This is a genomic window from Paenibacillus sp. J31R120, assembly GCF_056269225.1.
In genome coordinates this window covers 925,897-939,965 of the sequence record NZ_JBWDNN010000002.1, presented here as the reverse complement: position 1 = coordinate 939,965, position 14,069 = coordinate 925,897, and the positions used below count along the sequence as shown (strand labels likewise).

At 53.5% G+C, this 14,069-nt stretch carries 9 protein-coding genes and 1 pseudogene; 1 reads left to right on the top strand and 9 read right to left on the bottom strand.

Going from position 1 to position 14,069, the window contains the following annotated elements; genetic code table 11:
- Positions 1-98: 98 nt before the first annotated feature.
- The 9 genes and pseudogenes from AC0YNW_RS10705 to AC0YNW_RS10665 all read right to left on the bottom strand — a co-directional run bounded on the left by AC0YNW_RS10705 (position 99) and on the right by AC0YNW_RS10665 (position 12,577).
- Positions 99-1,288, bottom strand: a pseudogene (locus AC0YNW_RS10705) (IS256 family transposase).
- Positions 1,289-1,700: 412 nt separating this feature from the next.
- The gene (locus AC0YNW_RS10700; RefSeq protein ID WP_475831932.1) at positions 1,701-4,514 is read right to left on the bottom strand and encodes a transglutaminase-like domain-containing protein; all 2,814 of its coding nucleotides are present in this window, start codon (positions 4,512-4,514) and stop codon (positions 1,701-1,703) included.
- Entirely contained in the window at positions 4,501-5,820 is a 1,320-nt protein-coding gene (locus AC0YNW_RS10695; protein WP_475831931.1) for a DUF58 domain-containing protein, read from the bottom strand. Before AC0YNW_RS10695 ends, AC0YNW_RS10700 begins: the two co-directional genes overlap by 14 nt.
- Positions 5,817-6,857 carry an AAA family ATPase gene (locus AC0YNW_RS10690; RefSeq protein WP_475831930.1) on the bottom strand — a complete coding sequence of 347 codons (1,041 nt, stop codon included), beginning with the start codon at positions 6,855-6,857 and terminating at the stop codon, positions 5,817-5,819. Before AC0YNW_RS10690 ends, AC0YNW_RS10695 begins: the two co-directional genes overlap by 4 nt.
- Before the next feature lie 118 nt (positions 6,858-6,975).
- Positions 6,976-8,580: a polysaccharide deacetylase family protein gene (locus AC0YNW_RS10685; protein ID WP_475831929.1), complete on the bottom strand. Its 1,605-nt coding sequence runs from the start codon at positions 8,578-8,580 to the stop codon at positions 6,976-6,978.
- Between the two features lie 884 nt (positions 8,581-9,464).
- Positions 9,465-9,935, bottom strand: coding sequence for a thioredoxin-dependent thiol peroxidase (gene bcp / locus AC0YNW_RS10680; RefSeq protein WP_475831928.1), 471 nt, complete (start codon positions 9,933-9,935; stop codon positions 9,465-9,467).
- A gap of 22 nt (positions 9,936-9,957) precedes the next feature.
- Positions 9,958-10,749 (bottom strand): ABC transporter permease, encoded by a 792-nt coding sequence (locus AC0YNW_RS10675; protein ID WP_475831927.1) that lies wholly within the window; start codon positions 10,747-10,749, stop codon positions 9,958-9,960.
- 8 nt (positions 10,750-10,757) lie between these two features.
- A complete protein-coding gene (locus AC0YNW_RS10670) occupies positions 10,758-11,552 on the bottom strand; it encodes an ABC transporter permease (protein ID WP_475831926.1) in 795 nt (264 codons plus the stop codon).
- On the bottom strand, positions 11,549-12,577 hold the full coding sequence (locus AC0YNW_RS10665; protein ID WP_475831925.1) for an ABC transporter ATP-binding protein: 1,029 nt from the start codon (positions 12,575-12,577) through the stop codon (positions 11,549-11,551). Before AC0YNW_RS10665 ends, AC0YNW_RS10670 begins: the two co-directional genes overlap by 4 nt.
- 267 nt (positions 12,578-12,844) lie before the next feature.
- Here AC0YNW_RS10665 and AC0YNW_RS10660 point away from each other — a divergent pair, with 267 nt between their 5' ends.
- On the top strand, positions 12,845-13,927 hold the full coding sequence (locus AC0YNW_RS10660) for an LCP family protein (RefSeq protein WP_475831924.1): 1,083 nt from the start codon (positions 12,845-12,847) through the stop codon (positions 13,925-13,927).
- Positions 13,928-14,069: the final 142 nt, after the last annotated feature.

Genomic DNA, 14,069 nt, shown 5'->3' with positions numbered 1-14,069 from the left:
TCTTTTGGGCATTTAGTGGTTTGTGGCACGGCTACTCCGGTTTTTTCGGTCAAGTCCATAATTATGTGTAAAATCCCATCTAGGTTAGCGGAATGAAACTATCGGTTGTTACTCCATTCATGGTAAGCAGTCATATCCATGAATTTTCGGTTTGACTCCCAGTGCGCCTCCATCTCCATCAGTACGGAGCCAATCATACGAATGACAGCATCACGGTTGGGGAAGATGCGAATGACACGCTCACGCCGACGAATCTCGCCATTCACTCGTTCAATCCCATTAGAGGTGCGTAATCGCACGCGGTATTCCTCCGGATAAACGAGAATGGCTGTGGCATCGTCAAAGCCATTTTCGAGCGTGTCCATCGCTTTAGGTGCTTTTTCCTGAAACGCTTCTAACGTGTCTTTCAGACATTTTCTCGCAATATCTAAATCCGGCGCTTCAAAGATGGTGCGCACCATGCCTTTTATGCTTGCTTAAAGGGGCTTTGGAGCAGCATCCAAAATGTTTCGCATAAAATGGGTTTGGCATCGTTGCCAGGTTACCCCTTGAAAGTGTTGACGAATCGCTTTGACGAGACCACCATGTGTATCGCTCGTGATGCAATCGACGCCGTTCAAACCGCGTGCTTTCAACTTGCTAAAGAAAGCCCCCCAGCTTGCTTCGGACTCCGTGTCACCTACAGCAAGTCCAAGGATCTCCCGGTTGCCGTCCGTGTTTACGCCATATCCAATAAAGACTCCTCTGGAGCGGATTCGGCCGTTCTCACGTACTTTTACATACATGGCATCCACGGTCATAAAGGGGTAGGCTACTTCACTCAGATCGCGGTATTCCAAGCAGACACGATGGGATCGAGTTGTTTGCATAGCTCACTTACGGTAGATTTGGAAAACTCTTTTCCGCATAGTTCTTCCGTGACACGGGCCACTTTGCGTGTAGAAACGCCATTGATCACTAATTCCATTAACGTCAACACAAGAGCTTGTTCGCTGCGCTGGTAGCGTTTAAAGAGTTCGGTTGAAAACGCACCATCTCGGAATCGGGGGATTTGTAGCGTAATGCTGCCTACCCGCGTCGTCAGTCCGCGATTGTAGCTACCATTGCGCTGACCAAGTCGATTTGGTGTTCGTTCGTATTCTGCAGCAGCTAACTGTTCCGTTGCTTGTGCCTTTAACACCTGGTTTAAGACGGTTTCCAATAAAGCCGCTACCCCAGCATCTCGATCTTCTCCGATAAACAGTTGGTTTAATAACTCGTGATTTAGTGTAACCTGATACTGAGCCATGAATAAATACTCTCCTCTGGAATGGTCTAGGAAGCTCTTCTAGATGAGTATTTACTTCATGGCTTACTTTTTATGAAGTTCATCATTTTACACAATTATATGGACTCAACTGTTTTTTCGTCTCTTTTGATCATTTAGTGGTTTGTGGCAAGGCTATTTCGGGCTTTGCGTCTCTTTTGATCATTTAGTGGTTTTTGGCACAGTTATTTCTACCTTTTCGCCTGTTTTGGTCATTTAGCATTTTCTAGAAACCCTACTCCTTACTATAAGCTCTTTCTCTCCAAATTATAGCGGCACTCAGATACAATCGATACAAAGCACACAGCTTGAGCTAGTCAACTACTCACCTCCTTCCCCTTCTCAAAAAAGACTGTCCCCTCAAATCCAACTTGAGGGGACAGTCATTGAATGCCTATGGCTGAGCATCACCGGGGAGCAGAGGCGCAGCTTGCTTCTTGCTATGCCTGGAATCCTTCCACGCGGAGAGCTTCGTACAGACGCTTCGTAATTCCTCATTACTCGGCATATCGGCTAGCTGTCCAGGGGCTCCGAAGCTTGCTGCTTCCAACCACTTTGATAATTTGTCCAGCTCACGGCCCAACTCCGCATCCATCCGCGAGCTAAAAAATCGAACAAGCTCCCGAATCGTGATTGCTTCCGTAATCTGTTCCAGCTCTTCCCTATACTTAGGAGAAGACTTTCGCTTCTGCCACAGCAGCTCTAGCACAGCTTCCGCTACGTCGATCAAGCTGCTGCGCTGCCACTCCACGGCTGCCATGGCCGCGATGGCCGTTTTTGGACGACGCGGTCCGAGGACGGGTTGATCCTCTGGTGTATCTACAACTGCTTTTTTAGTTGCTGAAAAGCCTGCGCCAGAATCTTTCCGTGATGAACCTTGCTCGGATTCGAAATCATGCCTTGTCGCAGCGGCGATGCCCGCGCCAGCGTCTTTCATTGTTGCCGTTGAATCTGCAACGGCAACATCCCGAGGCGTCGCGCTGGTGAGCGCCGCAACCTGGGCGCTTGCCGCGCGATAGCGCCTAAGCGCCAGCAGCAGGCGCAGCCGCTGGCGCTGCGCGCCAACGAGCACGGCGGCGGCTAGCGCCAGTGCCGCCAACACCGCAGCGGCGGCCGCAAGCGGCGCCTCCGCTGCGCGGGTCCAAGCTTGCGCCGCCGCATCCATGGCGGCGCGCGCTCCGCGGGAGACGGCTGCGGCGGCTCTCTCCGCAGCCGTCTCCAGGCGCTCGGCCAGCGAGGCGTTGCCCGCGCCTGCCGCAGCGCTTCCGCCAGCGGCGCCATGACCCGCCGCCGCTGACAGAACATCGCCGCCGACAACTCCGGCGGCGGAAGCCAGCCCGGCGACGCCGTCATAACCCGGCGTCGGATCGAACGGCACCCAGCCCGCTCCGGGGAAGTATACTTCCACCCAGGCGTGGGCGTCCGTGCTCCGCACTTCATAGAGCTGGGTCGCGTGCTTGGCAGCGCTGCTGTTTGCTTTGCGGACATTCTCTTCGCTCACCGGCGTGCCCGGAGCAAAGCCTTTGACCCATCTCGCCGGTATCCCCTCCGAGCGCAGCATTACGACCATCGCCGTAGAGAAATGTACGCAATACCCGCTCTTCTGCTCGAACAGAAAATGATCCACAAAATCCGCACCGGCAGGCGGAATTTGGCTTTCTGATTTGGAATAACGGTACGTATCCTTCAAATACTGCTCGATCGCCTTCACCCGATCGTATCGGCTTGTCACGCCGCCACCCGCGATTTCCGCAGCCAGAGCGCGGACGCGGCCCGGAAGCGCATCCGGCAGCTGCAGGAATGGAGCTAGCTCCTCCTCCGTCCAGCCCTTCGCATCGCCCGCTTGTCCTTGCGCCACCTCGGAGTCGGGCTCCAGCGACCTTAATGTTGCCGCATCCGTTACCGGCAAGCGGCTTTGTACCGTATATTGCTCCAGCCTTATCATGTCGGACTGTGCATATAGCGCATCCAGCTTTTCGTTAAATGCATAGCTTCCCAATTTGCGGCGCGGGTCGGAAGCAATAAGCTCCGTCACACGTCCATTCGTCCCCGACATGAAGATCGGCATCGCTGGAATTGGTCGCTCCCAGATGATGGTTTGCGAGATGATGACGTCATCCGTCTTGCTCGAATCAGAGTCTGTTTGGCTGTCAGTGGTCGCGTTAACGCCCAATCCGTGTTCTTGCATACGGACAGGCAGCAGTCCGAGCTCGGTATCGGCATTGCTCCAGCCTCTGCCGTCATAGACCGCCTTCGCCTCGCCTCTCCAATAGGTGCTAAGAGGCGAATAGCCCCAGAATACAACAGCCGTATGATCGCTGATCGCTCCGCCAAGCGTAGTATCGTCAAAGCCGTAGCCGGTAAGGCCGCTGCCCAGCGCAGAAGCATTCATCCCCCGCAACGTTGTAACGCTTCCCCCTTCACGGCTCAGCGAAGCGATTCCGCGCTCCAGCCGTTCCGTCACCGAGGATGTCCAGCGCGCCGGTTCCATCGTCCGCTCCTTGCCCCCAGCGGCTAATAGGGCAATCCCTACAAGAATAAGCAGTGTGAACAAGGAGCCCGCAAGCCACTTGCCCTCCACCTGCTTCAAACGATCCAGGCCTGCGTCCAGAATCCGTCTTGCCCGCGGCACCGATACGATGGCTGCCAGCAGCAGCCCTTCAACCGCTACGCGGATTAAACCGTCCAGCACATCCATGCCAAGCCATGCATACAGCGCCAGTAAATAAAGCATCGAGAGCGCAGCGATGCCGAGCGCAGCCTGCCGCAGCCAGATTAATGCCTGAAGCGCGGGCGCAAGCATCGCCCAGCCTACGAACAACATCAATGTCCGAAGCTCTCCCGACATGGTCCACAATCCGCTTTTGACAATCATCGTAATCTGCTCGGCGATCAGGACGGGGAATCCAAGCAACCATTGCACCGTTGTCTGACTATCACCTTTGAACAGCCACATCAAAGTAAGGAGAATCAATATCGCATGCACCACTACCGACCAAATGCCCCTAGTACGGAAAATACCTGCCGCCAATATACATCCAATCACCGCAAGCAAAGGCACAGGTTGATAGAGCACCGGCCACTCTCCCGCGCTCGTCCACGGCAGCAGCCATTCCGCCAGCAAGCCGAACAGCAACAAACTCGTAATCATTCGGTAGAACAGCGAATCCTCGGCTGTCATACGGCCGTCTTCCTTATCCCAAAGCATAGGCGTCCTCCCCCTTACCGGCGGAAGCCCATGCTTCCTTGCTTTGCGCCGCATGCAGCCAATAGCAGCGGATGCCGCCAGCCTCCAGCAATCGACCAGTCTCCCGCATCGCAAACGAAGGAACGGCGCTTCTCGTTACCCCATACAGCTCGAGCTTGAATCCGTATCCACCAGCCTGTTCCGCAAGCTTCAACCAGCGACCCGCATTTTGCCAGTCAGCAGAATAGACGGTGAGCATCCGTTCACCCTTATATCGTTCATCCTCAAGCTCAGCCAGACCCGACCATTCCTGTTGCGTATCTGAAGGGGTCAATCGGGCAAGCATATGTCTCAGCTCCGACATTCGCATCCATTGCTCCGAGCCAGAGGCTCCCGTTAGAGAATAGGTCCATTCATTCGCATAAAGCATGACGGAACCGCCCGCTTCCGAGCTCCGCTGAACATCCAGCAGCGTCCAACTGATGCAGGCATCGAACAGCCGGCTGTCTTTGCCATAAGGCGCGGCAAATTGATCCATCCACACAAACCGCTCTGTCCTGCTCTCGTCGCCATCATGCAGCTTCGTATACAGGCCGCGGCCTCGCGCGGCAGCTCTGAAGTCCAGATGCCGAAGTGAATCCCCTTCGCGGTACGGACGGCTGTCCGGTCCAAGCCCAGCTTTGCCGAGCAGCTCCGCATACGCATCTGTCCCCTCGCTGCCGAGGCTTGCGGACAAGGCATAAGCAGATGAGTCTGGCTGCCGACGACCCGGTGGCTGAAATGGACTTGATCCATCGTTTTCCGGGAGCGTTGGCAGCACCACCAATTCCGTCTCCCATTCTATTTCTTTGCGGATTGCAGTCAGTCCGAACAGGTCTCCGCATGTTACCGTCACAGTTCCGAAACGGTGGACACCACGAGCCAGTTCTTCAAGCGAGTAGTGTATCACAGACGATTTGCCAAGCATTGGCGACAACACGGTTGTATACGGAATGGAGCGATTATTAAGCGCGCTCGTATTGCTGACCGTCTCTTCAATTGCGATCCACACCATCGGTACGCGCCACTTGCTCTCGAGGCTGAGCGTGACTTGAACGAATTCACCAGCTTCTATCTCTGTCTCCGATACCGTGCGCTTCAGTACTACACTTTTAGCTGCCGCTATCGGCAGACCGGCGCTAATAGCTCCTATGCCAGCCAGCAAAGCGAACATAAACCATTCCACTGCTCCGCCTCTTGCGACAACTGCAACTCCTGCGCCTAACAGCCCGGTGAACAGGACCGACCATGCCACCCATCTCGTGCGATAGCGACTCCGGCCTGTCATACCCGTCTCCCTCTTCCGGAACCGGCTGTCGCTTCCTTCGGAAATGGCGTCTCTCTCGTCACACGGCGGATCAGCGCAGCAGCGCTTCCTCCTTGGCGCGGGGAACCTGTCCGCAATGCGATGCGATGAGCCAGCACCGGCTCTGACACGGTCAGTACATCATCAGGAATGACATACCCTCTTCCCTCTACATAGGCATGCGCCTGCGATGCACGCAGCCAATCCCTGAGCGCTCGCGGACTTAGCCCGAGCAGGACATCCGGCGATCTTCTTGTCGCCTCGCCAATCGCAACCATATAACGCATAAGCGCTGGATGCACATGGACTTGCCTTGCTTCCGCCTGCATTTGCAGCCACTCCTGGACGGCAACGACCGGGCGCAGCCTCTCCGGCTCCAGTCTTTTGCCATCGGCATACTGCTCCAACATAAGCTGCTCATGCTCCACACCGGGATAACCAATCGATAATCTCATCATAAAACGGTCAAGCTGCGCTTCAGGCAGACTGCTCGTACCTTCGAAGCTAAGCGGATTTTGGGTGGCAATGAGCATGAAGGGTACAGGAAGTCTTCTTGTTTTCCCTTCAATCGTCACTCTGCGTTCCTCCATTGCCTCCAGCAGCGCCGATTGCGTACGTGAAGAAGCGCGGTTGATCTCGTCAATCAACACCACATTGGCCATAATGGGCCCCGGTCTGTAGACCAAGTCCTGGGTTCGCGCATCCAGCACCACCCCGCCGATGACATCCGCAGGCAGCATATCGGATGTGAACTGTATCCGTTTGAATTCACCGCCAACCGCACGAGCAAAAGCTCCCGCCAGCATCGTTTTGCCCACACCCGGCACATCCTCCAGCAGCACATGCCCGCCTGCCAGCAATGCCGTCAGCGTATGCTTAATCGTATCCTGCTTGCCCAGCAGCACCGAATCTACCTTGAGAAGCAGCCTGCGCAGCAGCGTCTGCGGCGGCTCAGCCCAATGGCTGGCATGCTCCGATTGCGGACCCTCGTGACCTTCATATAAATGGGAAGTGATCATACACTCTCGCCTCCTGAAAAATAAATCTATCTATTTTTCAGTGTCGCCAGCTTTATCACCCTTTAGACCTGCTAGATTCCCACTTTGCCCGTTAAATAGCCAGCTTTCCCCTCTATCTCTACTCTTTGATCCAAACCTCACGGCGATCCTTCGTCATCGTATAGTCTTCGATATCAATGCCGAATTCGCCAAGCGTGGCACGCAGAGGCACATCGAGATGAGCGTCCGCATCTTCAGACGGCGGCCATGTATCCATCATCCAGAACAGCGATTTCCCCGACAGGCTCGCTTCTACAACACCGGATTGCTCATCCCGCTCCGCAGCGCCTCCCATCCATTCCACCAATTCTTTCAGCGGCACATGGATAGAACCTGCTACAAGACGATATTGCCCTGCCTTCAAAACAAGCGAAGCCTCACCGCGATGTACAACTAGTGCAGGCTCTCTATCAACTGACTGCTGGCGCGCTCCACTAGCATCCAGCGATTTGCCGAACTGGATAATGGCCGCTTTCTCCCCTTCCGACACTTTCCCTCTTGACCACTTCGACTTGCTAGCCAGCTGGAATTGGATCGGCTTCACGCTATCATCGAGGGGCTCGAATGTGTACCCCAAATTTTTATAGTAATGAATAATGGCAGGCAGCGCTTTGACGGACGCTTCATGTCCCGCACTGTCATGGATGAGGACATTCAGCGTGTCGGCCAGCTTGGATTTTTTAATGTTGGCAATAATCTCCGCAGCCGGAACACCCCTGCGCTTGGAGTCTCCGCTGTCCACATTCCAGTCATGCACGCGGTATCCCGCCGCCCCCAGCGCATCAAAGTAACCTTGATCAAAATTCGAATAGGTTCCTCCAGGCGCCCGCACCAAAGTCGTCCGCACACCTGTCGCCGCATAGATTGCATCGTCGGTACGCATGATTTGTTTCGCAAATTCAGCAAAGCTGCCGTACAGCTTCTCATATTTATGATTGTAAGTATGATTGCCGATCGCATGACCTTCGTCTACGATTCGTTTGGCAATATCGGGATTGCGCTCCACCTGCTCACCAAGGGCAAAAAACGTCGCTTTCACCCCTTCGCGCTGCAAAATATCCAGCACCTCCGGTGTATACTTGCTCGGCCCGTCATCAATCGTTAGATAGACAACCTTATTCTTCGATGGGCTCAGCGGCTCTGACGGCTGACCGGCCGTTTGAGAGACAAGCTTGATGCCTTCTCCCTCACCTGCCATGCCATTGGTGCTTTGACTCATCTTTTCACCGTTGCTGACCCCCGGATTCTCACTGTTGCTGTGCCCCGCATTCCCCGAGTTTGCTTCCGCCGAATTGCCAGAGCTGACTTCCGCTGATTTGCCGACGTTGTCGTCTCGCTTATCTTCGTTATTGTTCTGTGTCGACTTATCATCATTCCCTTTTCCAGTAGAACCTTTCTCTTGTGCGTTGTTTTGGTTATTCTGCTTCTTCCCCGCTTGTACCGCAGCCTGTTCTAGTTCTTCCCCGTTTTTAGCCGCAGTTGGCCCCGGATTCTCTTTAGCTCCACCTTCTGCTGGTTCTCCTAGCAACGGACGGGCTTCATATTGATGGGACACGGTCTGAACATAGCTTGTCTGCTCCAGGCTGCGCGCCGCTTCACCTTTGTACAGTAGACCGCCTCCAAACTCCATCACGCCAAACCAAAATACCGCCGCACAAATAGATGCCTTCACTACTCGCCGCATCGTCATTTCCACCCTTCTCTATCATCAAAATGGTTCTTATTCGAATTGATAGAGTATATGAAACAAGCCTCTAGTAAATGCCACTAAATATTAATTTCATACCAACGCCAAAAGCCTCTTCCGAGGCTCATTCTTCAGCGCTTATGCGCCGTTGTTAGACTTGTTTCAAAAGTCACTTCACCCTACTCATTCGTCTAATCCACTCTCGATGACTTATTTCCTCTCTCTATTATTTAGTTGGTTAAATAAGTCGGTCCCACCGACTTATTCCACACTCTACCGCTTCACCGGAGCATCCAAGTCGGTCCTACCGACTTACTCCACACTCTACCGCTCCACCGGAGCATCTAAGTCGGTCCCACCGACTTACTCCCCACTCTACCGCGCCACCGGAGCATCTAAGTCGGTCCCACCGACCTAGTCCACACTCTGCCGCTTCATCGGAGCATCTAAGTCGGTCACACCGACTTACTCCCCACTCTGCCGCTCCACCGGAGCATCTAAGTCGGTCACATCGACTTACTCCCCACTCTACCGCTTCACCGGAGCATCTAAGTCGGTCCTACCGACTTACTCCCCACTCTACCGCGCCACCGGAGCATCTAAGTCGGTCTCACCGACTTACTCCCCACTCTACCGCGCCACCGGAGCATCTAAGTCGCTCTCACCGACTTACTCCACAACCATGCCCAACCGCCGCATTCAACAATCATTCGTCCCCTACTCCAAACGTGTTCACCCTCATACTACTTACTAAACAAAAAGAGCGAGATTCGACGCTTATTCAACGTCGATCTCGCTCTTTTTTCACTCTCTTGCTGCCAGCTGTCGTTAAGAATTACTACAGCAGGCTTACTCGTTCAAGCTCCGTGCGGCTTACCGGCCTACTTGTTCAAGCTCCGCGCCGCCTCCAGCACTTCCTGCGCATGCCCCTTCACTTTGACCTTGCGCCACTCGCGGACGAGGTTGCCTTTGGCGTCGATCAGGAATGTGGAGCGGACGATGCCCATATACTCTCTGCCGTACAGCTTCTTCAACTGCCATACGTCGTATTTCTCGCAAACCTTGTGGTCCTCATCAGCTAGCAGCAAATAAGGCAGCTCTTTCTTGGCAACAAAGTTTTGATGAGACTTGATGCTGTCCCCGCTTATGCCAAGCACCACCGTATTGGCATCCACGAACTCGGAATAGACATCCCTCATATCGCATGCCTGTACCGTACAAGTCGCCGTCATATCCTTCGGGTAGAAAAAGATCACCACATTGCGCCCTCTCAGCTCCATCAGGGATACAGTCTCTCCGTTCGAAGCCTGCAGCTTGAACTTTGGCGCTTTTTTCCCCACTTCAAGTGTCATTGCATGCTCTCCTTCCTTATTCTTATGAACCCGCTCCGCGATACCGCTTCACGCCATGATTCCAGAAGGTCAGTCCCAATCCGAATACGATCAGACCCATCACCGGCGTAAGCAGTGCCAGCTGGGAGATATCGTCGCTCTTCTGCTCCAGGAAGTAGGAAGCCGGAATGACGCCGACGAAAGCGAATGGCAGCAGCCAGGTCAGCATAAAGCGGATGATTTTATTATAAATGTTAACGGGATAGCGGCCATAATTCTGAATGTTGTACATCAGCGGAACGATGCCTGTCGGTGCGTCGCTATAGAATGAGATCGCGTTCAGCGCCGTGTACAAGCCTGCGTAGATCAAAACCGCGCCAATGATGAACAAGAACAGCATGACCAAATCCATTATGCTGAACGGCAGCCCCATCTGTGACCAGCAATACGCCATAATTCCCGCTCCAACGAAGGAGCCGATCAGTGAAGGCGGATCGACATTCTCGAACAGCACCTGGAACAGGCTATGCGCCGGCCGGGTGAGTACCCTGTCCATCTCTCCCTTTACGATATAGCGCTCACTGAAGTTCCAGATGCTGAACAGCGTGCCGAAGATGCCATACGGGATCATGAAGAAGCCGTAGACGAAGACCACCTCCAGCTCCGACCATCCGCCGAGCGATGCCGTATGCTGGAACACGATTAGAATAAAGATCAGATTCATCCCCTGAAACAGCAGGTCGGAGATAACCTCAATCCAGAAGTCGGCCCGGTAGGTAAGCCGGGTTTTGGCGTAGTTTTTAATATATTCCCAAAATAACGATGCGTATCTCACGTTTTAAGTTACCCTCCTTGCACGAACAGCCGCTTGCGCGCCGCACGCCATGTCAGCCAGATCGGAATAAGCAGCAGCAGGAACCAGAACAGCTGCAGCAGCATGACGCTTCCCGCCTCCTCAAGCGGCGTTCTGCCTGTGAAGAAGGAGCTTGGCAAATACGTGATCGCCTGGAAGGGCAGCCATTCCATAATGCCGGAAAGCCAGCCGGGGAAAAACGCAATCGGCACCACTACGCCGGAGAACAGATCAACCATAACGCGCTTCATCCGCATCATGCCTTCGTTATTTTCCACGAAGAAAGCGAACAGGCCGGTCATGATGTTGATCTGGGAGTTAATCAGAAAGCTGAAGAACAGCATGACGAGATAGATCAGCCATACCTTCGGATCAGTCGGCAGTGACACCGGAAAGATCAGACAGACGATGAAGAGGCCCGGCACCATAAAGAGCAGCAGCCGGAACAGCCCTTCTCCGAAGCCCTGCATCATTTTCACAAACAAATAGTTATAGGGACGGATCAACTGCACGGCTACGCTGCCATCCCTGATCTCATTGGCAATCTCGCGATCCAGGTTGTTGAAGTAAAATGCCCGCGCCATCCACGATACCGCAATATAAGTCGTCATCTGCGGCACGGTGAACCCCGCCAACGTCTCCTGGCTTCCATAGATCGCCTGCCACAGGAAGTAGTACGCGCCAATATTAATGGCATAAATAATAATGCCGCTATAATAATTAACCCGGTAGGCTAGCATCATCAGGAACCGGATTCGGATAAAATCGACGTACGCGCTCATCATGATGTAGCGACTTCCTTCTTGGCGACATCCGCCGAGCCCGATTGATAGATGCCCCTGACAATTTCATCCGTGTTCGTCTCGAAAATTTTAATATCGCGAATATCCGCTCCGCCAACAACTCTTGCCATCGCATCCGATACGCTTACTTCATGCGGTACGAACAGCTTGGCCGTTACGTCGTTCTCGATCGTCCAGCCCACGTTGATGCCTTCCGTCAATTGCTTCAGCTTCGCGACCGGCGTATGTTTGGCGAATTGGAACTGGATTTCCCGTCCTTTGCTCCACTTTGTCTTCAGCTCGTCCAACCCGCCGTCATAGATAACCCGGCCGTCATCCAGCATAATAACCCGTGAGCATAACGCTTCAATATCCTGCAAATCATGGGTGGTAAGCAGAATGGTCGTGCCTTCCTCTTTGTTCATCTGCATCAGGAAGTCCCGAATTTCCGTCTTCACTACGATGTCGAGACCGATTGTCGGCTCGTCCAGAAACAGGATAGACGGATTATGCAGCAGCGATGCCACTAGCTCACAGCGCATCCGCTGTCCGAGGCTCAGCTTCCGGACAGGACGATTGAGCAGATCGCCCAATTGCAGGCGTTCCACCAAATTGTCAAGCCGCTTGCGGAAGTCGGCTTCCGGCACTCTGTACACCTTGCGAAGCAGCCGGAACGATTCGATCACGCCAATATCCCACCATAACTGCGAACGTTGGCCGAATACGACGCCGATGCCGTTCACGAACTTTTCTCGATCCCTATAGGGAACGAAGCCGTTCACCTTCAACTCGCCTGCTGTCGGGACCAGAATCCCGGTAAGCATCTTGATCGTTGTCGACTTGCCCGCTCCGTTCTCCCCTATGTAGCCGCAGATCTCGCCTTGCGGAATCTGGAATGAAATATCCTTTACGGCCCTTACTTCTCTATACTCACGTTTAAACAGATCTTTGAGCGCGCCAGACAAGCCTTCGCGGTTTTTTTGCACCTGAAAATCTTTGCGCAGATCCTTGACGTCTATCGCCAGCATACTGTTAACAGCTCCTCTCGGCTCGACATTTCCTGGGAAATAGCGACTATATTGTTCCCTATTTGATAAAACTTGCATCAGGTTGGTCCTGAGCTTTATAATTTTATGATATGTAATCATACATCAGTTATCTCGATGCGTAAACTGTGCTGAACCGATCCATCAATTCCATTCAAGGGTGCGGATATGTTCCATTCATACAGTCGGACAACATCGGATAAGGAACAATTCTAATCGGCGTAGAGTGAAAGGAGACCAACGAACGCAATGCGTACACGGTCAAGCAACAAAGGCAAAAAGAAATGGAAATGGGTTTGGATAACTCTCTCGGTCGTTGTGCTGCTTATAATTGCCGCCGCTGCCGTATGGGGTGCCGGTATTATCAAGGAGCTGGACAACTTCCAGAAGAAACCTGAAGACTCGATATTCAAGGGCATAGAGCCGGACAAAACAGTCGAGATTCCCAAATGGGAAGGCAAAGAGCGTGTAAACATCATGCTTCTCGGAGGCGATGCTCGCGACGCTGAGGAAGGCGAAATTGCCCGCTCCGATTCCATACTGGTCGCATCCTTTGATCCGGTTACGAAAAAAGCCCATCTGTTCTCCGTCCTGCGGGATACCTACGGCGAGATTGAGGGCTACAGAGGCCGCATCAACTCTGCTATTACGGTCGGCGGACCATCGCTGGCGATGAAGACTGTCGGCGAACTGCTCGGCCTGGAAATTCAATATTATGTCTACACCGACTTTGAAGGGTTCAAGTCTCTCATCGATACGATCGGAGGCATCTACTTCGAGGTTGAGAAGGACATGCGCTACACAGACAATGCGGACAAAAACCGCTACGATATCAATCTGAAAAAAGGATACCAGCTGCTGGACGGCGACAAAGCGCTCCAATACGTCCGCTTCCGTCATGACGCCATGAGCGACTATACGCGGACCGAGCGTCAGCGCAACTTCCTGAAGGCAGTCGCCAAGGAGCTTCAATCCACCTGGAACCTGATTCGGATGAAAGACATACTGGAGAGCGTCTCCCCTTACATCGAGACGAACCTGAGCGTCTCCGATATGCTCAAGCTGGGCCAGCTTGGTGTCGACAGCCACGTCGGCGGCACGGCGCAAATCCCGCCAATGGAGCTGGTGCAAGAGATGAACGTCGGCGGAGCATCCGTCATCGGCGTTCGCGACAAGGATGCGCTGCTCGGGTACGTTCAAGAGATTCTCTCCACTGATGAGACGATTCCGGTTCCATCGGAGTCGCCTGACCCGAACACCAGCAATTCTAGCGGCTCGTCAAGCGGCGGAGGCGTGTCGGGAAGCACTGGCAGCACGGGAAGCCGCAGCTAACGCATAACTCCATGGAGAAAGAGCACATAGGGTGCTCTTTTTCTCTTTCCCCGATTCGGTTACACTAATAAGGTTGGACAAGCGGACACGGAGACGGATTGTTGCACCATGCAGGTACGCGATGCCCGTAATTCACCTTTAT

Bases quoted from the DNA above. Each gene is read 5' to 3' on its own strand.
- AC0YNW_RS10685 (WP_475831929.1), bottom strand. From the start codon at position 8,580: ATGCGGCGAGTAGTGAAGGCATCTATTTGTGCGGCGGTATTTTGGTTT.
- AC0YNW_RS10670 (WP_475831926.1), bottom strand. From the start codon at position 11,552: ATGATGAGCGCGTACGTCGATTTTATCCGAATCCGGTTCCTGATGATG.
- AC0YNW_RS10665 (WP_475831925.1), bottom strand. From the start codon at position 12,577: ATGCTGGCGATAGACGTCAAGGATCTGCGCAAAGATTTTCAGGTGCAA.
- AC0YNW_RS10660 (WP_475831924.1), top strand. From the start codon at position 12,845: ATGCGTACACGGTCAAGCAACAAAGGCAAAAAGAAATGGAAATGGGTT.
- AC0YNW_RS10690 (WP_475831930.1), bottom strand. From the start codon at position 6,857: ATGATCACTTCCCATTTATATGAAGGTCACGAGGGTCCGCAATCGGAG.
- AC0YNW_RS10695 (WP_475831931.1), bottom strand. From the start codon at position 5,820: ATGACAGGCCGGAGTCGCTATCGCACGAGATGGGTGGCATGGTCGGTC.
- AC0YNW_RS10700 (WP_475831932.1), bottom strand. From the start codon at position 4,514: ATGCTTTGGGATAAGGAAGACGGCCGTATGACAGCCGAGGATTCGCTG.
- bcp (WP_475831928.1), bottom strand. From the start codon at position 9,935: ATGACACTTGAAGTGGGGAAAAAAGCGCCAAAGTTCAAGCTGCAGGCT.